Source organism: Bradyrhizobium rifense, assembly GCF_008123425.1.
Lineage (GTDB): Bacteria > Pseudomonadota > Alphaproteobacteria > Rhizobiales > Xanthobacteraceae > Bradyrhizobium > Bradyrhizobium rifense.
The window spans coordinates 19,043-40,938 of sequence record NZ_VSSS01000056.1; the positions used below are offsets into that span (position 1 = coordinate 19,043).

Sequence of the window (21,896 nt, forward strand, 5' to 3'; positions counted from 1 at the left end):
CGCAAGGTTGTCGCAGGCGCTATCGCGCCGCCGGCTTATCCGCCTGAGAAACCGTGGCTTTATCGCCCGCGCTCGACAGCGAAGGTTGTTCGATTGCGCGGATGCCGGGATCGTCGCGACGCTTCTCGGCATCTTCACGTTTAGTTGTACCGGACGCAGCCGCGACCGGCGTCGTGCTGTCGACCGGAACGGCCATGACTGCGGCGAACGCATCGGGCTCGCCGTCGCCGAAGAGATCATCACGCCCGGGTGAACCGAGGTCACGCGCGGTCTTCGACAGCGTCATGCGCAGCGCTTCCGGCTTCAGGGAATAGTTGCGCTCGAGCAGCAATGCCGCCACGCCGGAGACATAGGCCGCCGAGAACGAGGTGCCCGACGTCATCTGGTATTTGCCGTCCGGCGCCGGCAGGAAGATGTCGACGCCCGGTGCGGCCAGCGCGATGTAATTGCCGCGGTTGGACGCGGTGAACAGTCTGTCCTGCTGGTCGGTCGCACTGACCGCAATCACGTTGGGATTGGCGGCCGGATAAAGCGGCGGCGATTTGGCGCCGGCATTGCCGGCGGCCGCGACCAGCACCAGGCCGCGCGCGGCAGTTGCCGCGATCGCCCGCTCGATCACCGCGTCCTTCGGACCGGCAAAGCTCATATTGACGATCTGGGCGCCGTGCTCGGCTGCGTAGTTGAGCGAGCGCAGGATGATGTAGGACGAGCTCTCGGCGCTGCCGGTGGTGCCGCCGAAGGCGCGAATGGCGATGATGCGCGCTTCCGGCGCGCTGCCCATCAGCTTCGCATGCGCCACGATGGCCCCTGCAATGCCGGTGCCGTGGATATGGGGGCCCTCGCTGCTGCCGAGCGCGTCGAAATTGTCGGCGATGGAGTTGGCGAGTTCGGGGTGCTTGGCGTCGATGCCGGAATCGATCACGGCGACCGTGACATTGGCGCCGTGCGCCAGCGTGTGGGCCTGCGGCAGGCGCAGCTTCGACAGCGCATATTGGGCAGGATCGCCTTCGGTCGGCACCGCCGACTTTTGGTCCTGGAGCACGTAGCGGAAGTTCGGCTGGAGCGAACGCACGCTGCCGTCGGCGACAAATTCGCGCCGCACCGTCTCATACGGCCGGCCGTCGGCGATGCGGAACAGGCCGACCGTGGCCCCGATCAGCGGGAAGCTTTCCGAAGAGACGCGCCTCAAACCGTGGCGCCGCGCGAGCTCATCGGCCTCGGTCAGCGACAGCGCACTGTCGATCTCGGCCACGAACTCGTTGGCGAAGCTGCGCAGATTGATGGCGACCGGTGTGTTGTTGCCCCGCCCCTTGCCGGCGCTCTTCCTGGCCGATTTGCCGGACCCGTCGCCGCCTCCGTTCGCCTGTGCGAGGCACTCGCCGTCGGCGTCGCGATAGGCCGCCGTGCATGCCGGATAGAGGTTCGGCGAGTAGCGCGCATAGGGCAGCACCGGGTTCGTCGCCATCCGCGCCGAGATCCGGGCTGTCGTCACCACGTGCGGACCGTGATCGACGCTCACCACTCTGGCGGAAATGCTGGGACTGATGGTCGGCGTCCGCGAGGGAACGCTGATGGTCGGCGTGCGCATGATCGCCTGGGCGTGCGCCACCTCGATGCCAAGGCAGGCGGCGAGCAGGAGCGCGGCTCCGACCGACGAAGCATAGGCCCCGGCTCGCAACTGACTCTCGGACTTGCGCGTCATTGGTGCAGCGGCGCGTTTAAGGCGCCGCCACGGCGAGGTTGACGAACTTCTCGCGCTGCATCCTGCCGAGCAGCGCAGTGAGTTCGTCCTGGCTCATCGCCTTGTCGAACTGCAGGCGGAACATGCCGCCCCTGGCATCGCCGATGATCGAGGCCTGGTAGCTGTCGAGCAGCGCGGTGATATCGGCGACGCGCGCCTCGGGTGTGAAGCGCACCAGCGCCCGCGAAGGTGCAGCCGCCCCGAGCTCGCGCGTGATCGGCGCGCCGGTCGAGAGCGATGCCGTCTGGAAGGTCGAGGTCTGGGTCTTCATCAGCACGGCGCCGATGATGCCGGCCTGGAGCAGCAGCGCGATGGCGCCAAGGCTCGCCGACCAGGCGAGCGTGCGCGGCGACAGGCTCGAGAAGAACGTAGCGATGCGCGCCGACAGCGGCAGCGAACCGGTCGCCTGCGCCGGCTCGGCGTCGATCGCGGCGAACAGCTTCTGCATCGCGCGCGCCGACGGAGCGCCCAGGCTCTCGTTCAAATGAATGGTCTCTTCGTATTCGCCGCGGATCGCCGCATATTGCCTGGCGAGCGCCGGATCGCTGGCGAGCGCTTCCTCGACGCGGCGGGCATCGCGCGCGTTCAGCGTGCCGGCGGCGTGCCACGGCAGCAGCAATTCAATTTCACTGGGCTGTTGCTCCAGCATCTTCTTGCTCAACGCCATCATGGCCAGCCTCGCTCAATGCCGGCTGCCTTCAGCAGTTCGGCCAATTTCTTGCGCGCATAGAAAAGGCGCGTCTTTACCGTGTTCTCCGGGATCCCGACGATCTCAGCCACCTCTTCCACGGACTTCTCGTGGTAGTAGACGAGGTCGACGATTTCCCGATGGTCCGCCGAGAGGCCCGTCAGACACTCCCGCAACGCTTCACTGGTATCCTTTTTCTGGACCACCGTTTCTGGATTGTCGGACGAATCCTCGATCGCATTGGCGGCCTCGTCGTCCAGTTCAAAATCCTTTCGGCGCCGAAGCGCAGACAGGGCCTTGAATCGGGTGATTGCCAGCAGCCAGGTGGAAACGGCGGATCGGCCCTCGAACTTGCCGGCTTGGCGCCAGACGTCCAGAAATACCTCGCTGATGAGGTCTTCCGCCGTCTGCTCGTCCCGCACGAGCCTGAGCCCGAACCTGTAAACCCTGACATGGTGCCGCCCGTACAGCACCTGCATGGCTAGCCGGTCACCTTGGGCGATCCTGGCGATAAGGACCTCGTCCGTAGCCGCCTGTGTCACGCTCAAAGGCCGTCTCGCAAAGTTGGTCGGGGCAATGCGGGGAACGGTTCGACGGGAGGGGTCAAATTCTCGAGCCTACCGCAGTCATACGGGGATCTGTGTGATCTACCCCACATACGCGCAATTTCCTTGTCCCACCCGTGGCGGTCGGCCGCTTCTCTGCAGAACGGTAACATAATACAGAAACACTCTCTCGCTCTCGCGGATTTGGCGTGAGCCTGCGCCGACGGCCCGGTCGAGCCCGGTCCATAACACGCCCCTGTGCACCTTATGTCGCACGGAGCCGGCTTTGGTCCGCGATATCGCCTGCGATGCCTAACTGGCTGCAAAATTCCGCGCTGCACGAACCCCTCACCCGTGCCGCGTTCCCCCGGATTCGGTGCAAAAGGATACCAAACCTAAAGGCTTGCCACGTAGATTTTTTCGGCTGACATCCACCATTGGCGGGACCATGAGCACGGCCGCGACGTCCTTTCCGGAGAGGAATGCCGCAGAGGTCGCGGATCTCGTCCTCACGTCCGCGGCGGCCGCACCCGAGGTGCTAGCGCGCCGGGTCCGCCAGCGCCGGCAGATGTATGTCGGTCAGGTCGTCAGCTACTCCCTCGGCGCCTCGGTCCTGCTGCTCTACGCCTATGACGGCGCCGTTCACATCAACGTTCCGTCGCTGTTCTGGGTCGGCGGCCTCCTGATCATCGGCATCTTCGTCGTGATGTCGGAGGCCGGCGTCGGCGACAAGCACACCGACCACTATCTCACGGTGTTCCAGATCTCGGCGCATATGGCGCTGCAATTCGTGTTCCTGGTGTCAGTGCCGACGATCGGCATCGCTTTCATCAGCGTGCTGTTCCTGATCTTCGCATTCGGCACGCTGCGCATGACCTCGGCCCAGGCGATGCTGACCTGGGCGATCGCGACCAGCGCGCTCGCGGCCGTGTTCCTCGCCTCCGATCTGCCGATCGGCATACCCGTTGCGACAAGGCTGCAGCGGACCGCCGCGATGTTATGCTTCGCGCTGGTGATCGGCCAATGCGCCTTCCTCGGCCTGTTCGGCGCCACCCTGCGCAAGATCCTGTACCGGCGCAGCATCGAGCTGAAAGATGCCTATCAGCGCATCGAGGAGCTCGCCGAGCTCGACGAGCTGACCGGCTCCTACAACCGCCGCTGCATCATGCGACTTCTCGACGCAGAGATGGAGAAGTCGCGGCAGGTGGCCGCGCCTTGCGCCATCGCACTGATCGATCTCGACTGGTTCAAGCGCATCAACGACGCCCACGGCCATCCCATCGGCGACGAGGTGCTGCGGACCTTCGCCATCACCATCTTCGCCAATATCCGGCCCGACGACCGTTTCGGCCGCTATGGCGGCGAGGAGTTTCTGCTGCTGCTGCCCGGCACCGCAAGCGAGGCCGCATCGCGCATGCTGGATCGGCTGCGCAGCATCGTCGCCGAGCTCGACTGGAGCGCATTTTCCCCCGGTATGCGCGTGACGATTTCCGCCGGCGTCGTAACGCTGCGCGACAACGATACTGCCGACACGTTTCTCGCGCGCGCCGACAGCGCGCTCTATTCCGCCAAGGCGCAAGGGCGCAACCGTATTGCAACCAGTTGACCAATCCATTTGCTGCCGGCGCGTGAGAAGACGCCGCCGGATCGAATGCTCCAGGACAGGGCCATGAGAACCAAATCCGTCAAGTCATCCGAGAATTTGCTCGAGGAATTGCAGTCGGCACTCTCGCACGGCACCGTCGCGCGCCGGGTCGAAACGCTGCGCCGGGTCACCGACCTCTTCGTCAACAACGCGGTGGATTATTCCGACGATCATATCCGCGTCTTCGACGACGTCTTTCAGTGCCTGATGGAGCAGATCGAGACCTCGGCGAAGGCGCTGCTCGCCGACCGGCTCGCGCCGATCCCAGCCGCACCGCCCAAAATCATCCGGACGCTCGCACTCGACGAGGTCATCGAGGTCGCCGGTCCCGTGCTGACGAAGTCGGAACGGCTGGACGAGACAACCCTGATCGAGATCGCGCGCAGCAAGAGCCAGGCTCATCTCAAGGCGATTTCGTTGCGCCGGGTGCTATCGGAGGCGCTGACCGACGTGCTGGTGGCGCGCGGCAACGAGGACGTCGTGCAGTCGACCGTGGGCAATCCGGGCGCGCAGCTCTCCGAGGGCAGCCTCACCGATCTCGTCACCCGCGCCGAACGCGACGACGATCTTGCTGCCTGCATCGGCGTGCGGCCCGACCTGCCGCGCCATCATTACCTGAAGCTGATTGCCAAGGCCTCCCTGAGCGTGCGCAGGAAGCTGGAGGCCGCTCATCCCGAACTCGCCGACGAAGTGTCGAGCGTGGTCCAGGAAGCGGCGCAGCGAGTCCGTACCGCCGCCATGACCCAGCAGACCGAGATGGCACGCGCGCTGGTGAAGTCACTTCACGACGACGGCCGTCTCAACGAATTCCAGGTCACGTCCTTCGCCGAGCAGGGCAAGTTCGACGAAACCAATGCGGGGCTCGCAGCACTGGCCGGCGTCGCGGTCGAGACCGCCGAGAACATGATGATCGAGAGCCGCACTGAGGGCGTGATGATCCTCGCCAAGGTCGCGGGCATGCAATGGTCGAGCGTTCGCGCCATCATCGCCATGCGCGAAAAGCTCTCGGGCGGCTCCCAGACCGACATGCTGATGCTGCGCGATACCTACGAAGCCCTGCGCGGCTCCACCGCCCAACAGGTGCTGCGCTTTCACCGCATGCAAAGCACGACGTCCGCGGCTTAATACCGCAGCACTTTTGAGCCAACCGCCGCGCCGACCGCGGTCACCACCGCGGTCGCGATCGTGTACCAGGTCGCGACGAACAGCGGCGAGTCGTCGGTGCAGTGCGAGGCGTAGAGCGTCGCGGCGAGCCCGGCCGACAGCAGGCCGGCGAGCGCACCCGCAAGCGCCGGCTGTGACGGCGCGCCGTGGCGCAGGCCGAACAATGCGCCCGCGAGCAGCGGCAGCGACATCGCGGGGATCGCCAACATGCACCACCGCGAGTTCTTGCCGACCAGCCGCATCGTCATCGGCATGGCCGGCGCCATCATCGCCTCGCTGCCGATCGCGACCGCAAGCAGCCCGACGGGAAGCAGCAGGAGCCAGCCCCAACCGCGCATCAAGGCTTCGGGCCGCGACAGATGCAGGCTGATGATGATGGCGGGGATCGCGAGCGACAGCGTGACCGCGAACTTCATATCGAAGAACGGGTTGTGCATGGCGCTCATCACGTCCGGCCGCACGCCGAGGAACGTCGCGAAGATCAGGATCGACAACGGCGCGGCCACGAGAAGTGCCATGGTCAGCATCGCGCCGACGCGCGGGGCGCGGTGGGCGTTGTCGGCCGAGAGCGTGCGAATGAGTTGATCGGTGTCCATGACTAGTGGTCCCGTAGTTTGGCCGTCAGGGCCGCAAGGCCCCGGTGCAGCGCGACCCGCACTGCACCTTCGCTCATCGAGAATTTCGTCGCCGTATCCTTGATCGAGGCACTATCCACCGCGATCGACTGCAACACGTCACGCTGGCGCTGCGGCAGGGTGTTAAGCTGTGCGGTGACCTCGCCCGTCGAGGCCGTCTCCTGCGGCGTCTCGCCGGGCAGCGTCTCGGCGTAATCGTCGATGTTGACGAAGACGCGCCGGCCGCGACGCCTCAGCGCATCGATCAGCTTGTTGCGGCCGATGGCAAACAGCCACGGCGCAAAGGGCGCTTCGCTATCCCAGGTGTGCCGCTTCAGATGCACCGCCAACAAAATCTCCTGCACGATATCCTCGGCCTGATCGGGAGGCTGCCCAGCCCTCGCCAGGCCGCGCCTCGCGGCAGCGCGCAGCACTGGCGTGACCGCTCTCAACAGGCGATGATACGCCGCATCATCGCCTGCCATGGCCGACCGCATCAGGCCGGTCCACTCGTCCTCACGTCCGCGCACGCGCGCCCCTCACCATTGCAATTCGGCCGCTCTTTCAATTTGTTACGTCGGGACCCAGGCGATCACGAAGTCGTGATCAACGCAGATCCCTGCCCCGAAGCAGCCGCAGAAACTCTGTCAGGGCTCATAACACCGATCGGTCCCTTCCGCACCCGGCGGGCCGATGCGCCCCACGGGTTTGCCCCGGTTTTGCCCAGTGTGGCCCGAAGATTCCCATTTTTTGCCCCGCTGTCGTCATGGGCCGGGGTCTCTGTTCGCCTCCGGGACGGGTGAATTGGGGAGATCGTCAACATGATGAAAGCCAGCGGACACGCGGCATTGGTGGTTCTGGCCGGACTATTGCTGCTGTTTGGAGCTTCGGTGCAGGCCGCGCCGAGCTCTGCGAGCACGAAGCCGGACGGCGCAAGCAAGCAGGCCGACACGGTCGGGCCGGGTAAGCAGCGACGCCATTCGTCGCGCCACCACACCGACAGCAAGACGGCGCAGAAGTCCGACGACAAGGCCGACAAGACAGTTGCCACGCAGCAGGCCGACGAGGCCAAGGTCAGCAACAAGGCCAGTACCGACGTGCCGGCCTCGAGCCAGATGCCGCCGGAAGTCGCCAACGCCAATGCGCAGCTCGCCGCCGCCGGGGCGCCGCCTGCGGCCGCAGCCTCGGCGATGACGGACCGCGCCAACGACAATGTGCAGGCCGCAGCCGACAGTCCCGCCGCGCCGGGCGCCGAAAACCAGGTCGTCCCGCCCGACCAGCTCAACGACCTCGATCGCGCTCTGCAACAGGACAACCCGCCCGCGCAGAAAGCGGTGGTCGCCGCAACCGACGCGCAGCCGCGCCCGGCGCCGGTGATGGCGAGCAGCCAGCCGGGTACGGCCTGGGACCAGAGCTCCCTGATCGGCAAGATCTTCATTGGCGTCGGCACGCTGCTGACGCTGGCCTCCGCCGCGCGCATGTTCATGGCCTAATTCTTGGCCTAGCGGCTCATTTCGGGGCGCGCGCCGTGTGCGCGTCCCGGCGGCTTTTGGCCCCCTTGAAGCCCACCCCGCCAGCGGGCACATTGCCCGCCCAATCAAACGCGTGGGTGGAGCATGAGCACGTTCGAACATATCATCGTCGAAAGCAAAGGCGCGGTCGGCATCATCAAGCTGAACCGGCCAAAAATGCTCAACGCGCTCTCCTTCGGCGTCTTTCGCGAGATCGCCGCGGCCGTCGACGATCTCGAAGCCGATGACGCCATCGGCTGCATCGTCGTAACCGGCAGCGAGAAGGCCTTTGCCGCCGGCGCCGACATCAAAGAGATGCAGCCGAAGGGCTTCATCGACATGTTCTCCGAGGATTTCGCCGCAATCGGCGGCGACCGCGTCGCGCGCTGCCGCAAGCCGACCATCGCGGCGGTCGCCGGCTATGCGCTCGGCGGCGGCTGCGAACTCGCCATGATGTGCGACTTCATCATCGCGGCCGACACTGCCAAATTCGGCCAGCCCGAGATCACGCTCGGCACCATCCCCGGCATCGGCGGCACCCAGCGCCTCACCCGCGCGATCGGCAAGTCCAAGGCGATGGATCTCTGCCTCACCGGCCGCATGATGGATGCAGCCGAGGCTGAGCGCAGCGGCCTCGTCAGCCGCATCGTGCCCGCCGACAAGCTGATGGACGAGACCATGGCCGCCGCGGAGAAGATCGCCGCGATGTCACGCCCCGCCGTCGCGATGGCCAAGGAAGCGGTCAATCGCGCCTTCGAGACGACGCTCGCCGAAGGCATGAGCGTCGAGCGCAATTTGTTCCACTCGACCTTCGCGCTCGAAGACCGCTCCGAGGGCATGGCCGCGTTCATCGAGAAGCGCAAGCCGGTGAACAAGAACCGGTAGGCTTCTATGAAGCGCGGCTCTGCGCGAGGGCCGCGCTGACAAGCGCGCGATAGCCGCGTTCCGACCAAGTCTTGGGATAGTCAAGGCCGAGGCGTGCGAGACATGCCTCGTCAGCCAGGTCTGGTTTTCGTGTCAGCCCCTGCCACAGCAAGCCTGCGAGCGCCCGCGGTGAACCTTGCGCGCCTTGCAGAATCTCCAGCGCCGGAATGAGGCGCTGCTCCACCTCGGTGAAATCGCAGCCAAACGGGAACGACGGCAATAGCCCAGCGTCGCGCGCGGGCTTGAGCGCTGCGGCGATCCGCTCAGGATGGTTTTCGCAGTGAGCTGCCGGAATGTCGTAGCCACGCGGCAATTTGCCGGCGTCCTTGGCGACCCGCGCCAGCTCGTCCTGGAAGCCGGAGTCAGCGATCTCGATCATCGCCGCGATGACATCGGCGTCCGACTTTCCCCTGAGATCGGCAACGCCATATTCGGTGACGAAGACGTCGCGCAGATGGCGCGGAATGGTCTCGTGTCCGTAGCGCCAGAGAATGTTGGATTTCAGCGCAGCGCCGGCCTGCCGCGTGGCTTCGAGCGTCAGGACAGATCGCGCGCCGTGGAGCGCAAAGGCCTGCGCCACGAAATTGTATTGCCCGCCGACACCGCTCACGACCTGGCCATCATCGAGACCGTCGGAGACCGCCGCGCCCAGCAGCGTCGCCATCATCGTGTTGTTGATGAAGCGTGCATCGACGCGATCGCGGCGCTTTTGATCCTCGTCGCCGTAGAGCTCGTTCGTGAATGACACCGGCATCATCTGGATTCGCGCGATCTGGTCCGGCGGCATCTCGCGCAGCGCGCGATAGAACGACTTTGGACCAAGAAAGAAGGCGCCGTGCAGCACCACGCCGTCGACGGCGCGATCGAGAATGCCGGCGTCGATCAGTCCGATGAACGCCTCGGTCACCATCTCGCTGACGCCGTAGAGGCCGGCCTTGAAGGCGCCGGCTTCCTGCGCAACGGCCGGTCGCGCCGGAGACAGCCGCGTAACGACGTCATGAAATGCTGCGCTGTCGCGATGCCGCAGGATCAGGCCCTGCGCGAGCGCATCGCCGATCTGCCCGATACCGATCTGAAGCGTACCGCCGTCGCGCACGAGGGATGCCGCGTTCAGGCCGATGGCGTATTTGGTATCGGAGATCGGCTCCGACGGCGGCGCAAACAGGGGAAAATCGGTCGCCGCGCTGTCCAGCACGGCGCAAAACTCCTCGGCCGGAAGATCGCCGAGGCCCGGCATGAACGGCAGCTCGGAATTCACCTGCGCGACCAACTTGAACGACGCGCGTCCGGCGCGGCGCTCACGCAGCACATCCAGCGTCGTATCGGTGTTGCAGGACAGGCTGTAGCGCGGAACGCCATCGACGACGCGTTTGGCCACCAGCTGTGTCACCACGTTCATCCCGCGCGCGAGCAGATAGCCCGCCGCATGGGTGTAGTTGGCCGAGATGTAATTCTGCTGCGCCGCCGACACGTGCAGCCAGCGTCCGGCAAGAAAGAAGAATTCGACGAATTTGATGTTGGGCGGCAGCCGGCCCTCGCGCAGCGCGTCGGCATAGGCGAGATCCGGATAGCCGCCGAACAGGCGGTCTATCACGGGCGTGATGAACCGGCGCTCGATCAGGGCCTTCGGCCTCGGCTTTTCCAGTGTCAGCGCCGACAGCAATGTCAGCTTGATGTAAGGATCGGCGCAGGCCCGCGCGTACAGGGCGTTGACGACGTGATTGGCCTTGCCGAGGCCGAGCGGCAGGCCGACCACCAGATCGGTTCCAACGTCACGAATGATCTCCTCCGCGAGCGCATCGGGATCGGAGAAGAATTTCGGCATCATCCGTGGGTCCGGACCACATTGCAAAGGCGCCCGACGGAATTGGAAGGCTCCACGGGTCCCCTATAGCGCATTTCGCGCATTCGAGGCGGAATCGCTGTGTGACGCACCTGCAACAAGCACGGAATTCATGGGGGTTTCCTCCGCGGCAGTTTGCCTGCGGGACCGGCGGTGGGTAAACAGTTAAGAGAGCCGCCGTCGGCGGGGGCGGACAGCCGGGATTTTGCGGGAATACATGATTGGGCGTGCCGCCAGAGCTGGTCGCGTGATGGCGCGGCGTCGATCGGGCGTGGGTCCTGTCCTGGCGACATGGACCACGGTGGTGCTCTGTTGCGCCCTGCCCGCAGCGGCCTACGCGGAGGCCCTGCCAGAGGCGCTGGTCAAGGCCTACCAGACCAACCCGCAACTCAACGCCGAGCGCGCAAGGCAGCGCGCAACCGACGAGACCGTACCTCAGGCGCTGGCCGGCTACCGGCCGCAGATCGTGGCAAGCCTCAGCGCGGGCCTGCAATCGGTGCGCAATCTTCTGCCCGACAACACCATCCAGACCGCCAATCTGAAGCCGTGGATCATCGGCGTCACTGTGACGCAGACCCTCTTCAACGGCTTCCGCACCGCCAACAACGTGCGCGCCGCCGAGCTCCAGGTGCAGTCGGGCCGCGAGGCGCTGCGCAATGTCGGCCAGGGTGTGTTGCTCGACGCCGTCACGGCCTACACCAACGTGCTCGCCAATCAGTCGCTGGTCGAGGCCCAGCGCTCCAACGTCGCCTTCCTGCGCGAGACGCTGTCCATCACCCAGCGCCGCCTCAATGCCGGCGACGTCACCCCGACCGACAGCGCCCAGGCCGAGGCGCGCCTCAGCCGCGGCCTTGCCGATCTCAATGCGGCCGAGGTCGCACTCGCAGTGAGCCAGGCGACCTATTCCCAGGTGATCGGCAATGCGCCTTCGGCTCTTCGCCCCGCCGAAGTGGTCGATCGCTATCTGCCGAAGACCCGCGAGGACTCGATCGCGATGTCGATCCGCGAGCATCCGGCGGTGATGGCCGCGGGCTTCGACGTCGACGTCGCCTCGACCAATATCCGCGTCGCCGAAGGCGCGCTGCTGCCGAGCGCCAGCGTCCAGGGCAGCGCCAGCAAAAGCCGCAACAACGACCCGACGCTCGGAACTTTCGCCGAGGACCAAGCCTCGATCGTCGCCAATGTCACCGTGCCGATCTATGACGGCGGCCAGGCCGCCGCGCAGACAAGGCAGGCCAAGGAAGTCACCGCACAGAGCCGGCTCGTACTCGACCAAGTGCGCAACCAGGCGCGCACGGCTGCGGTCAGCGCCTGGGTCGCCAATGAAGGCGCCAAGATCGCGGTCTCGGCCTCGGAGTCCGAGGTGAAGGCCGCAACCGTCGCGCTCCAGGGTGTGCAGCGCGAGGCCGCCGGCGGACAGCGCACCACTGTCGATGTGCTGAACTCGCAGGCCGATCTGATCCAGGCCAGGGCCCGCCTGATCGGCGCGCTGCGCGACCGCGTCATCGCGTCCTACACGCTGCTCAGCGCCGTCGGTCATCTCGACGTCAAGACGCTGAGCCTGAACACGCCCGACTATCTGCCCGAGGTGCACTACCACCAGGTCCGCGACGCCTGGCACGGGCTACGGACGCCGTCGGGGCAGTAACCTCAAATCTTCCGGTCGATACCGATGATGAGCCGCCGCATCCATCTGATGGGAGCTTCGGGTTCCGGCGTGACGACGCTCGGACGTGCGCTTGCGGGCCGGCTGGCGCTGCCGCATCACGACAGCGACGATTATTTCTGGCTGCCGACTGTTCCACCCTACCAGACGACACGCCCTGCCGCCGATCGGCTGCGCCTGATGCGCGAGATGTTTCTGCCGCGTCTCGATTGGGTGCTGAGCGGAACCGTCACCGGTTGGGGAGACGAGCTCGTCCCGCTCNNCTCGTCATCTTCGTGTCAACGCCGAGCGAGCTTCGCTTGCAGCGCCTGCGCGCGCGCGAAGCTGCTCATTTCGGTGCCGATGCCGTCGTGCCCGGCGGCTGGCGTTGCGAGGAGACCGAGTCGTTCGTCGACTGGGCATCGCACTACGAAGCCGGTGATCGCGACGGCCGCAGTCTCGCAAAAGATGAGGCGTGGCTCGCGGATCTGCCCTGCCCGGTCGTCCGCGTCGACGGCGCGCGGCCGGTTGCGGAGCTAGTCGAGCAGCTATGCAGCGACGTGGCGGGACTGCCCGGCTGATGTGATATCGTTCTGGGCTTTCCCCGCCGCCGGAGCAGCCATGACCGACAAAATCTACGTGCGCGCAGCGCAACCCGCGACGCCGATCAATTTCGACGTGCCGGCCCATGCCTGCGACTGTCACACCCATATCCATGGCGATGTCGAGAAATTTCCGTTCTTTGCGGGTCGCGTTTATACGCCGGGCCCGGCGAGCCCGGAAGAAATGGCGGCGTTGCACAAGGCGCTGCATATCGAGCGCGTGGTGATCGTCACGCCGAGCGTCTACGGCACCGACAATTCCTCCAGCCTGTTCGGGATAAGGGCGCGCGGCGCGACCGCGCGCGGGGTGGCCGTGATCGACGACAAAACCACGGAAGCTCAGCTCGACACGATGCATGCGGGCGGCTTTCGCGGCATCCGCATCAATCTTGCAACCGACGGCGTCAACAATCCCGATGTCGGCCGCGCCCGCTTCACCGCCGCCATCGAGCGCATGAAGGCGCGCGGCTGGCATGTGCAGCTCTACACCACGCTGGCGATGATCTCGGCCATCAGGGATATTGTGCTGGCCTCACCGGTCCCTGCGGTGTTCGACCACTTTGGCGGCCTCGAGGCCTCACTCGGACTGGAGCAGCCCGGCTTTGCCGACCTCGTCGCACTCGTCAAATCGGGCAAGGCCTATGCGAAGATTTCGGGCGCCTACCGCTCGTCGAACCTCGCGCCCGATTATCAGGACATGGCGCCCTATGCGCGTGCACTGATCGCTGCAAACCCGGACCGCATCGTGTGGGGCACCGACTGGCCACATCCGGATTCGGCGCAAGTTGAAGGCCGCAAGACCACCGACCTCGCACCGTTCCACGCGATCGACGATGGCCGTCTGCTCAACCAGCTCCCGGTATGGGCGCCGGATGCGGATGTACGCAAGAAAATCCTGGTCGACAATCCGGCGCGACTCTACGGCTTCTGAGTCGCGACAAGTCCGATTAGGTTCAAACAAAATGCGACGAGGTTCTACGTCGAGTGATGGAACTGTTGTCAGGAGGGCACAACGACGCTGACTCACACGTTCGTGTTTGCGCTCTCGTCTGCTTTTCAGCCTTCCGGTTGAGGCGACGATTCAATTTCGCAGGTACGCACACGCACAGATTTTCTTTTGATTGTGCGGATGCATGCCCTTATCGCATTTTCTTGCCGCGCTTTTTTCTGGCGTCGGAATTGGTTTCACCGTCGCGGCTCCGATTGGGCCAATGGGCATGCTGTGCATTCAGCGCACATTGGCGTCGGGCATGGCCACAGGCCTCGCCACCGGTTTCGGCGCGGCGACCGTGCATCTCATCTACAGCGCCTTCGCAGTCTTGGGATTGGGCGCGCTGGCGCAGCCCTGGGTTGAGGCGAATGCCGTCGTCTTCGGCATCGTCTCGGCGCTCACGCTGCTGTGGTTCGCGCTCCGCACGCATCGCTGTTCCATCGTGCTTCAGGAAGCCGGTGAGATCGACCGAGTGCGTCTCGCACGCGCCTATCTCAGCGCCATCGCGCTCGGGCTGACCAATCCGTTGACGGTCATCCTGTTTCTGGCGGCGCTGCACGCGTTCTCCACGCAGGCCGCAGCCGCACCGATGATCGCGGGCGTCTTCGTCGGCTCTGCGGTCTGGTGGATGATCCTCAGCACGATCGTCGCAACCGCGCGGTCACGGCTGACGCCGCGGATGCTGTCCCTGAGCAGCCGCGTCGCGAGCCTGATGCTGCTCGGACTCGGCACCACGATGCTGCTGCGGATCGCGCAGCGCGCATTGGAGTAATGCGCGATCCGGAAAAGTGTGCAGCGGCTTTCCGACAAGATCACGCACAAATAAGGCGCGTCAGCGCGCGCGACGCGAGAAGAAGGAGATCAGCACCGGCAGCGTCACCAGGATCACGATCGGCGCCAGCATCATGCCGGTGACGACAACGACCGCGAGCGGCTTCTGCACCTGCGACCCGATACCTCCCGACAGCGCGGCCGGCAGCAGGCCGACGCCTGCGACGACGCAGGTCATCAACACCGGGCGGAGCTGCAACTCGCCGGTGCGTATCACTGCGTTCACGCGGTCCATGCCTTCATCGATCAATTGGTTGAACTGCGAGATGATAATGATGCCGTCCATCACGGCGATGCCGAACAGCGCGATGAAGCCGATCGCCGCCGAAACGCTGAAGGCGGTGCCAGTGATCAATAGCCCGAGCACGCCGCCGAAGATCGCCATCGGGATCACGCTCATGGCGAGCAGCGTGTCGGTCATCGAGCCGAAATTGAACCAAAGCAGGACGGCGATTAGCGCCAGCGAGATCGGCACCACGATCGACAGCCGCCGGATCGCGTCCTGGAGGTTGCCATACTCGCCGACCCATTCCATGTGCGAGCCGGGCGGCAGCTGAACCTGCTCGGCGATCTTCTGCTGGGCCTCGCGGATGGCGCTGCCGAGGTCGCGCTCGCGCACCGAGAACTTGATCGGCAGATAGCGTTCCTGCTGCTCGCGATAGATGTAGGCGGCGCCGGAGACGAGGCTGATCGTGGCAACTTCGCTGAGCGGAATCTGGGTGACCGAGCCGTTTGGCCCAGGCGCGCCGATCCGTATGTTCTGGATCGCCTCGGCGCTGCGGCGGTACTCCGGCGCAAGGCGAACGATGATCGGGAAGTGGCGGTCGGAGCCGGGCTCGTAGATATCGCCCGCGGTGTCGCCGCCGATCGCGACCTTGATGGTGGCGTTGATGTCGCCGGGAGCGAGCCCGTAACGCGCCGCCTTGGCGCGGTCGATGTCGATCTGCACGGTCGGCTGCCCGAGCGAAGTGAAGACCGCGAGGTCGGTGACGCCCTGCACCGTCGCAAGCACCGACTTGATCTTGTTGGCGGTATCGGTGAGCGCCTGGAGATCACTGCCGAACAGCTTGATCGAGTTTTCGCCCTTCACGCCGGACACCGCTTCGGAAACGTTGTCCTGGAGATATTGCGAGAAGTTGAACTCGACGCCGGGGAAGCGATCGTCGAGCTGCTTGAGCAGCTGTGCGGTCAGCTCGTCCTTGTCATGCGTGCCCGGCCACTCGCTCGCGGGCTTCAGCGGCGCAAAGAACTCGGCGTTGAAGAAACCGGCGGCGTCGGTGCCGTCGTCGGGACGGCCATGCTGCGACACCACGGATTCGACCTCGGGCCGGGCGCGGATCACCTTACGCATCTCGTTGACGTAGGTGTTACCCTCCTGGAGCGAGATAGTCGGCGGCAGCGTGGCGCGGATCCAGAGATTGCCCTCTTCGAGCTTGGGCAGGAATTCGAGGCCGAGCAGCCGGCCAAAAATGATCGTCATTACCACGAGGCCGACTGCGCCGCCGAGCATGATGGCGCGGTTGGCGACGGCCCAATTCAGAACCGGCATGTAGATCCGATGCAGGATCTGCATCACCCTGGTCTCGGTCTCCTCGACATGCGCGGGCAGAATGATCGCGGAGAGCGCAGGCGTCACGGTGAAGGTCGCCAGCAGGCCGCCGGCGAGCGCATAGGCATAGGTGCGCGCCATCGGTCCGAAAATGTTGCCCTCGACGCCGGACAGCGTGAACAGCGGCAGGAAGGCCGCGATGATGATCGCGGCGGCAAAGAAGATCGAGCGCGAGACGTCGGCCGCGGCACTGAGGATGGCATGGCTCTTCATGCCGAACAGCGTCTCCGGCGACATCTGCTCGGATTCCGTCGGCGGCGTGGTCTGTGTCAGGCGGCGGAAGATCGCCTCCACCATGATGACGGTGGCATCCACGATCAGGCCGAAATCGATGGCGCCGACCGACAGCAGGTTGGCCGATTCCCCGCGCAGCACCAGGATGATCACGGCGAAGAACAGCGCGAACGGAATCGTGGCGCCGACGATCAGCGCGCTGCGTAGATCGCCGAGGAAGATCCACTGCAACAGCACGATCAGCAGGATGCCCACCACCATGTTGTGAAGCACGGTGTGAGTGGTGAGGTCGATCAGGTCCTTGCGGTCGTAGATGCGCTCGATGCGCACACCCGGCGGCAGGATGGTGGAATTGTTGATCTGGGCGACGAGCTGCTCGACGCGATTGATTGTCGGCGTGCTCTGCTCGCCGCGGCGCATCAGCACGATGCCTTGCACGATGTCGTCGGCCTCATCAAGGCCGGCGATGCCAAGACGCGGCTTCTGGCCGATGGTGACGGTGGCGACGTCCTTGACCAGCACCGGATTGCCGTTGGTCTGGGCGATCATGGTGTTGGCGAGGTCGTCAATCGACTTGATCAGGCCGACGCCGCGCACCACGGCCGATTGCTGGCCGATATTGACGGTGTTGCCGCCGACATTGACGTTGGAATTGCTGACCGCCTGGAGCAGTTGCGGCAGCGTCAGGCCGTTGGCGACCAGCTTGTTGTTGTCGACCTCAAGCTCATAGGTCTTGCTCTTGCCGCCCCATCCGGTGACGTCGATCACGCCGGGCACCGAGCGGAAGCGGCGCTGCAGGATCCAGTCCTGGATGGTCTTGAGGTCGAGCACGCTGTAGTTCGGTGGGCCGACGAGCCGATAGCGGAAGATTTCGCCAATCGGGCTCAGCGGCGAGATCTGCGGCTGCACGTTGCCCGGCAGCGGTGCCAGCTGCGCCAGGCGGTTCAGGACCTGCTGCAACGCCTCGTCATAGGTGTAGGCGAAGGAGAACTGCAGTTTGACGTCGGAGAGGCCGTAGAGCGAGATGGTGCGGATGGTCGTGAGGTTCTTCAAACCCGCGACCTGCGTCTCGATCGGGATCGTGATGTAGCGCTCGATCTCTTCCGCCGACAGGCCCGGGCTCTGCGTGACGATGTCGACCATCGGCGGGGTCGGATCGGGATAGGCCTCGATGTTGAGCTGGTTGAACGCAATCAGGCCGCCGATGAACACGGCGACGAACATGCCGACCATCAGGAAGCGCCGGTTGACGGCAAGGGCGACGAGACGGTCCATTCAGATTTTTTCGCAGTTTCTTGGGTCGTCGATCAGCTACCGGACGCCGCGCGGTCGATGAACAGGCTGCCTTTGACGACGATCTTTTCGCCGGGCTTCAGGTTGCTGGTCACCTCGACGAGGTTGCCGTTGATGAGGCCGATCTTGATCTGGCGCAGCTCGACCGACTTGTCCTCGCGCGCGACCCAGATGCGGACCTGGTCGCCTTCGTAGATCAGCGCCTGCTTCGGCACCGCAGGCGCCGCGCGGTCGCCGGCCGAATAGATCGTGACGTTGGCGAACATTTCCGGCTTGAGCAGGCCGTCCTTGTTATCGATGGTAGCGCGAACCAGCAGGCGGCGGGTATTGGGATCGATCGCGGCGGCGACGTAGTTGATCTTGGCGGTCAAGGGGCGGCCCGGCAGCGCCATCACGTTGACGCTGATGTCCTGCCCGACGCTGACTTGGGCAGCGTCGCTCTCGCGCACGAAGGCGGTGAGCCAGACCGTGGAGAGATCGCCGATCACGAAGACCGGATCGCTGGCGCCGGCGCTGACATATTGCCCGGGACCGATCTTGCGCTGCACGACTGTGCCCGAAATCGGCGCATAGATCGTGATTTCCGGATTGATCGTGCTCTTGGTCTGGAACGCCTTGATCGTCTCGTCGGTGAAGCCGAGGATGCGCAGCTTGTTGTTTGCGGCCTCCAGCGCCGTCACCGAAGAGCGCATATCGTTCTGCGCCTGGACCTGGGTCGCTTCCGCCTGCTGATAATCCTTGAGCGGAATGGCGCGGCCTTCGTAGAGATCCTTGGCGCGCCGGTACTGGATGTCGGCCAGCTCGAGTGCCGACTTTGCCTTGTTCTGCGACGTCATCGCCGCGATGAAATCGTTCTGGGCCTGCACGGTGTCGGCGGCCTCGATTGTGAACAGCGGTTGCCCCTGGGTCACACTCTCGCCCGGCTTGGCGAGCAGCTTGGTCACGCGGCCTGCATAGGGCGAGAACACCGGCGTCGAGCGGTCTTCATCGACCGCGACCTTGCCTTCAGTGACGTACTCGGCGCGGAAGGCCTTGGCATTGACCGGCTCGATCGTCAGCGTCGCCCATTCGGACGGTGTCGGCGTGAAATTCTGGGCGTTCCTGCGCGACTGGCTCGAGACCTCCGAGTGGCTCTTGTCCTTGGCGCCTGCAAACAGGAAGCCGTAGGCGCCAGCGCCGGCAAGCGCCAGTAAAACTACGGATGTGATCACCCGTTGTTTTGTAAGCACCTGCAATCGCTTGGTATTTTCAACTACCATGGGGCCCGGTCATGTCTGCGACGATCTCGGCAGACGGCTGCCTCATCGGTCGCGCTAATAGTGCCGAATTGGGATTTCAAACAACCTAAAAAACGCTGGCCGTCCTTCGGTTTGCGTTAAAATTTTGCGACACGTCAGCTTCACGTCAGCTTCGCCGGCCATTGCGGCGGATGGCTGCCGAGAGGCATGGCCGGACGGCTCCATTGCGCCGGCGTCCGCGACAGCACGGCCGAATGGCGCACCGCCGTCAACGTGCCGAAGCCAGATGACACGGTTTCCATGAACGCTGCATGTACAGCCTCGCCCGTAAGATCCGGGGTGTCGAGACCGCCTTCGAGCCGGCCGAGATTCCACAGCCAGCGTCCGGTCTGTGCCAGCGACACGCGCACGTGCCAGCTGCCGCCTTCGACGGCCTGACGCGCCCTCGCCATCATCGCGCCGAACGCCATCAGATAGCCGGTGGCGTGATCGAGCATCTGCGCCGGCAATTCCCTGGGACCGTCGATGCCGGCAGCCTTGCCTTCCGCGTCGTTGAAGCCGGTCGTGGTCTGCACCAGCGAATCGAAGCCGCGCCGCTCGGCCCATGGGCCGGCATGGCCGTAAGCCGACAGCGCGACGTAGACGATGCCGGGATTGATCTCCGCGGCGTGCTCAGGCGAGAAGCCGAGGGTGGCGAGCGCGCGCGGGCGATAGCCTTGAGAGACGATGTCGGCGTCCTTCAACAACGTGCGCATCTGCGCCCTGCCCGCCTCGCTCTTCAGCTCGATGAAGGTGGTGAGCTTGCCGCGGCCGGTGTCGATGGTGAGCCAGGGAATGGCCGGCAGGTCGGGCCCTGAAACGAGCAGCACGTCCGCGCCGTGCGCAGCGAGCGTGCGGCCGGCGACGGGACCTGCAATGACACGGGAGAGATCGAGCACGCGAAGACCAGCGAGCGGGCGATCGCCTTTGGACCACGGTTTCGGCGCGGCATCGCCGATCTTCTCGATCGAAATCAGCGGCAGCTCGGCGAGTGCGCGCGCTTGCGGCAGCACCGACCATTCATCGTAAGAACGCATCAGAGCGACGACTCCGCCTGCGGCATAGGCCGCGGTTTCGAAATCCTCGCCCTTCCACTGCATCAGCGCGGCCTGCACCTTCTCGCGCTCGGGCACACAGCCAAGCACCTTGCAGACGGCGTCGCGGTGATGCCTAAAGTTGGTATGGCAGCGGACGAAGCGGTTGTCGCCGGTTCTGTAGACGCCGGCGATGGCGTCCCAGGCCGGTGGCGGCGGCTTGTCGTCGAGGCGCAGATAGCGCTCGGAGCGGCATTCGACGACGGAGTGGCGCATGTCGACGCTCACGTCCTGCGCCTCGCCGCTGCGTTGCCGCCAGATTTCGGCGGCGGCTAGCCCTGCGGCGGCGATCGTTGTTTGCCCGGCGACGGCGACACGGAACGAGGACGGGATCTGCGGCTCGTCGCCGGTCAGGCGCACGCGCTCAAGGGCAGCTTTATCGCCACCGGCGGAGGTCCAGATACCCTTGAGAATGTCGGCGGGGCTTTGCATGGCCTCTTCTCTCCCTTTCAGACTTGAGCATGACCTTTTCGGAAAACCGCTGCGCACTTTTCCGGATCATGCTGTAGCCTTGCGACCATTCATGAGCACATGAGGAAATGCAATGGCCGCCATCGACCCCCTCACCGCAGGCGCCGTGTTCGTCGCAACGGCGGCCACCGACGCAGTCTATGTGATGTTCACCTCGGCCGTGATTGCGCGCAAGCGCGTGCCGGCGGCGAACTGGAGCGCAGTCTGGTATCTGCTCTCCTCTTACGCGGTGATCAGCTACACCGAAAACGCCTTCTATGTCGCTTTCGCGGCGATCGGCTCCTGGGTCGGCGCCTATGCGTCGCTGACCTTCCTGCATCGTCCGCCCGGCGGGCCGCCGGTGGGGGCGGCGCCGGAGTGAGGGCACGCATTGGGGAGCCGTAACCGAAGACCTAAGACTCCGGTGACACAGACGCTCGCTGGCGCCGTCTGTGGATGAGCCACATCGCCCATCTGATCAGCCAGTTCGGGACGTTCAGGTAGCGCAAGGTTTCCACCTCGCCTTCCTGATGTCGCCACCAAAAGTTCTTGTCAGAGTAAAAGTCAGGATCGCTGGCACACCACTCGAGCGCACGCACAATTTCATCCTGCAAGGGCTCGCTGTCAGGCAGCTTCGCGAGGAAATTCAACTCGCGCCGGAGACAGATCGATTCGATCCGGATCCGCATCGCCTCGAGATACTGGATGCCCCATCCTTCCAAGCGGGCATGGGTCGCTTCATGAACGATGGTAGAGGCGATCTGCTCGAGCGTCTTTGTCTCGTTGAGAACGTAACGTTCATCGAGGGTGCAGGCGTTCAATGACCGATCATAGTGCGCCTGGCCGCTGGGGAGCAGATGCACCCATATTCGGTCGAGATTGCGGGTGATACGGAAATAGTTGAGTGTGTCGTAACGTTTGGTGAGCTGGAGGGCGTCCTCCACGCGACGCAGCGCCGGGTAAGGCTTGCTTTCGGTCGTGCCAATCCACAGCCCGTCGATCGTGCTGCTCTTGGAGAACCAGAGGCCCAGCCTATCGACGAGGAGGGGTCTTCGATCCGGCTTTGCGGCGACGGCGAGGCCGCGTGATCGTTGCGGCGATTCCAGTTGCTGCAAACATCACCCCTCATGTCCAAATCGGGCACACGCGAAGGATATAGGCGCATCTCGCTTTCGGGTCGCTTAGAGAGTTTATT

At 64.8% G+C, this 21,896-nt stretch carries 18 protein-coding genes and 1 pseudogene; 9 read left to right on the forward strand and 10 right to left on the reverse strand.

Annotation, left to right across the window (positions count from 1 at the left end):
• Window positions 1–19: 19 nt before the first annotated feature.
• From FXB40_RS33250 to FXB40_RS33260, 3 genes are read right to left on the reverse strand one after another with little or no spacing between them, the layout of a single operon-like run.
• Complete coding sequence (locus FXB40_RS33250; protein ID WP_148776515.1) at window positions 20–1,702, reverse strand: S8 family serine peptidase; 1,683 nt, start codon at window positions 1,700–1,702, stop codon at window positions 20–22.
• 16 nt (window positions 1,703–1,718) lie between these two features.
• Entirely contained in the window at window positions 1,719–2,411 is a 693-nt protein-coding gene (locus tag FXB40_RS33255; protein WP_148776516.1) for a hypothetical protein, read from the reverse strand.
• Window positions 2,408–2,977 (reverse strand): sigma-70 family RNA polymerase sigma factor, encoded by a 570-nt coding sequence (locus tag FXB40_RS33260; protein WP_187437318.1) that lies wholly within the window; start codon window positions 2,975–2,977, stop codon window positions 2,408–2,410. Before FXB40_RS33260 ends, FXB40_RS33255 begins: the two co-directional genes overlap by 4 nt.
• Window positions 2,978–3,422: 445 nt before the next feature.
• On the opposite strand from FXB40_RS33260, the gene FXB40_RS33265 reads away from it, so the two are divergent.
• Window positions 3,423–4,580 (forward strand): GGDEF domain-containing protein, encoded by a 1,158-nt coding sequence (locus FXB40_RS33265; protein WP_148776517.1) that lies wholly within the window; start codon window positions 3,423–3,425, stop codon window positions 4,578–4,580.
• Window positions 4,581–4,643: 63 nt separating this feature from the next.
• Window positions 4,644–5,744, forward strand: a complete 1,101-nt coding sequence (locus FXB40_RS33270) for a DUF2336 domain-containing protein (protein WP_148776518.1) — start codon at window positions 4,644–4,646, stop codon at window positions 5,742–5,744.
• Here FXB40_RS33270 and FXB40_RS33275 read toward each other — a convergent pair.
• Window positions 5,741–6,379: an NrsF family protein gene (locus tag FXB40_RS33275; protein ID WP_148776519.1), complete on the reverse strand. Its 639-nt coding sequence runs from the start codon at window positions 6,377–6,379 to the stop codon at window positions 5,741–5,743. The two genes, FXB40_RS33270 and FXB40_RS33275, sit on opposite strands and share 4 nt — an antisense overlap.
• 2 nt (window positions 6,380–6,381) lie before the next feature.
• Window positions 6,382–6,927 carry a sigma-70 family RNA polymerase sigma factor gene (locus FXB40_RS33280; protein WP_148776520.1) on the reverse strand — a complete coding sequence of 182 codons (546 nt, stop codon included), beginning with the start codon at window positions 6,925–6,927 and terminating at the stop codon, window positions 6,382–6,384.
• A gap of 291 nt (window positions 6,928–7,218) precedes the next feature.
• On the opposite strand from FXB40_RS33280, the gene FXB40_RS33285 reads away from it, so the two are divergent.
• Both FXB40_RS33285 and FXB40_RS33290 read left to right on the forward strand, forming a co-directional pair.
• Window positions 7,219–7,890, forward strand: a complete 672-nt coding sequence (locus FXB40_RS33285) for a hypothetical protein (protein ID WP_148776521.1) — start codon at window positions 7,219–7,221, stop codon at window positions 7,888–7,890.
• A 123-nt stretch (window positions 7,891–8,013) separates the two neighbouring features.
• The gene (locus FXB40_RS33290; protein WP_027533908.1) at window positions 8,014–8,793 is read left to right on the forward strand and encodes an enoyl-CoA hydratase; all 780 of its coding nucleotides are present in this window, start codon (window positions 8,014–8,016) and stop codon (window positions 8,791–8,793) included.
• A gap of 4 nt (window positions 8,794–8,797) precedes the next feature.
• Here FXB40_RS33290 and FXB40_RS33295 read toward each other — a convergent pair whose 3' ends face one another.
• A complete protein-coding gene (locus FXB40_RS33295; RefSeq protein WP_148776548.1) occupies window positions 8,798–10,657 on the reverse strand; it encodes an acetyl-CoA hydrolase/transferase C-terminal domain-containing protein in 1,860 nt (619 codons plus the stop codon).
• Window positions 10,658–10,892: 235 nt separating this feature from the next.
• Here FXB40_RS33295 and FXB40_RS33300 point away from each other — a divergent pair, with 235 nt between their 5' ends.
• The 4 genes and pseudogenes from FXB40_RS33300 (at window position 10,893) to FXB40_RS33315 (ending at window position 14,685) form a co-directional block, all read left to right on the forward strand.
• Entirely contained in the window at window positions 10,893–12,323 is a 1,431-nt protein-coding gene (locus tag FXB40_RS33300; protein WP_148776522.1) for a TolC family outer membrane protein, read from the forward strand.
• A gap of 24 nt (window positions 12,324–12,347) precedes the next feature.
• Window positions 12,348–12,901: pseudogene (locus FXB40_RS50190) on the forward strand (P-loop NTPase family protein).
• Between the two features lie 40 nt (window positions 12,902–12,941).
• Window positions 12,942–13,853 (forward strand): amidohydrolase family protein, encoded by a 912-nt coding sequence (locus FXB40_RS33310; RefSeq protein ID WP_148776523.1) that lies wholly within the window; start codon window positions 12,942–12,944, stop codon window positions 13,851–13,853.
• Window positions 13,854–14,055: 202 nt separating this feature from the next.
• On the forward strand, window positions 14,056–14,685 hold the full coding sequence (locus FXB40_RS33315) for a LysE family translocator (protein ID WP_148776524.1): 630 nt from the start codon (window positions 14,056–14,058) through the stop codon (window positions 14,683–14,685).
• 60 nt (window positions 14,686–14,745) lie between these two features.
• Here FXB40_RS33315 and FXB40_RS33320 read toward each other — a convergent pair whose 3' ends face one another.
• The 3 genes from FXB40_RS33320 to FXB40_RS33330 all read right to left on the reverse strand — a co-directional run bounded on the left by FXB40_RS33320 (window position 14,746) and on the right by FXB40_RS33330 (window position 20,683).
• Window positions 14,746–17,862 carry an efflux RND transporter permease subunit gene (locus tag FXB40_RS33320; protein ID WP_148776525.1) on the reverse strand — a complete coding sequence of 1,039 codons (3,117 nt, stop codon included), beginning with the start codon at window positions 17,860–17,862 and terminating at the stop codon, window positions 14,746–14,748.
• Window positions 17,863–17,894: 32 nt separating this feature from the next.
• Window positions 17,895–19,139, reverse strand: a complete 1,245-nt coding sequence (locus FXB40_RS33325) for an efflux RND transporter periplasmic adaptor subunit (protein ID WP_148776526.1) — start codon at window positions 19,137–19,139, stop codon at window positions 17,895–17,897.
• A gap of 140 nt (window positions 19,140–19,279) precedes the next feature.
• Window positions 19,280–20,683 (reverse strand): CoA transferase, encoded by a 1,404-nt coding sequence (locus FXB40_RS33330; RefSeq protein ID WP_148776527.1) that lies wholly within the window; start codon window positions 20,681–20,683, stop codon window positions 19,280–19,282.
• 112 nt (window positions 20,684–20,795) lie between these two features.
• On the opposite strand from FXB40_RS33330, the gene FXB40_RS33335 reads away from it, so the two are divergent.
• Window positions 20,796–21,083 (forward strand): hypothetical protein, encoded by a 288-nt coding sequence (locus FXB40_RS33335; RefSeq protein WP_148776528.1) that lies wholly within the window; start codon window positions 20,796–20,798, stop codon window positions 21,081–21,083.
• A gap of 31 nt (window positions 21,084–21,114) precedes the next feature.
• On the opposite strand, the gene FXB40_RS33340 is transcribed toward FXB40_RS33335, so the two are convergent.
• Window positions 21,115–21,816: a hypothetical protein gene (locus FXB40_RS33340; RefSeq protein WP_148776529.1), complete on the reverse strand. Its 702-nt coding sequence runs from the start codon at window positions 21,814–21,816 to the stop codon at window positions 21,115–21,117.
• Between the last annotated feature and the right edge of the window lie 80 nt (window positions 21,817–21,896).

Bases quoted from the DNA above. Each gene is read 5' to 3' on its own strand.
- FXB40_RS33250 (WP_148776515.1), bottom strand. From the start codon at position 1,702: ATGACGCGCAAGTCCGAGAGTCAGTTGCGAGCCGGGGCCTATGCTTCG.
- FXB40_RS33255 (WP_148776516.1), bottom strand. From the start codon at position 2,411: ATGATGGCGTTGAGCAAGAAGATGCTGGAGCAACAGCCCAGTGAAATT.
- FXB40_RS33265 (WP_148776517.1), top strand. From the start codon at position 3,423: ATGAGCACGGCCGCGACGTCCTTTCCGGAGAGGAATGCCGCAGAGGTC.
- FXB40_RS33270 (WP_148776518.1), top strand. From the start codon at position 4,644: ATGAGAACCAAATCCGTCAAGTCATCCGAGAATTTGCTCGAGGAATTG.
- FXB40_RS33275 (WP_148776519.1), bottom strand. From the start codon at position 6,379: ATGGACACCGATCAACTCATTCGCACGCTCTCGGCCGACAACGCCCAC.
- FXB40_RS33285 (WP_148776521.1), top strand. From the start codon at position 7,219: ATGATGAAAGCCAGCGGACACGCGGCATTGGTGGTTCTGGCCGGACTA.
- FXB40_RS33290 (WP_027533908.1), top strand. From the start codon at position 8,014: ATGAGCACGTTCGAACATATCATCGTCGAAAGCAAAGGCGCGGTCGGC.
- FXB40_RS33295 (WP_148776548.1), bottom strand. From the start codon at position 10,657: ATGCCGAAATTCTTCTCCGATCCCGATGCGCTCGCGGAGGAGATCATT.
- FXB40_RS33300 (WP_148776522.1), top strand. From the start codon at position 10,893: ATGATTGGGCGTGCCGCCAGAGCTGGTCGCGTGATGGCGCGGCGTCGA.
- FXB40_RS33310 (WP_148776523.1), top strand. From the start codon at position 12,942: ATGACCGACAAAATCTACGTGCGCGCAGCGCAACCCGCGACGCCGATC.
- FXB40_RS33315 (WP_148776524.1), top strand. From the start codon at position 14,056: ATGCCCTTATCGCATTTTCTTGCCGCGCTTTTTTCTGGCGTCGGAATT.
- FXB40_RS33320 (WP_148776525.1), bottom strand. From the start codon at position 17,862: ATGGACCGTCTCGTCGCCCTTGCCGTCAACCGGCGCTTCCTGATGGTC.
- FXB40_RS33325 (WP_148776526.1), bottom strand. From the start codon at position 19,139: ATGGTAGTTGAAAATACCAAGCGATTGCAGGTGCTTACAAAACAACGG.
- FXB40_RS33330 (WP_148776527.1), bottom strand. From the start codon at position 20,683: ATGCAAAGCCCCGCCGACATTCTCAAGGGTATCTGGACCTCCGCCGGT.
- FXB40_RS33335 (WP_148776528.1), top strand. From the start codon at position 20,796: ATGGCCGCCATCGACCCCCTCACCGCAGGCGCCGTGTTCGTCGCAACG.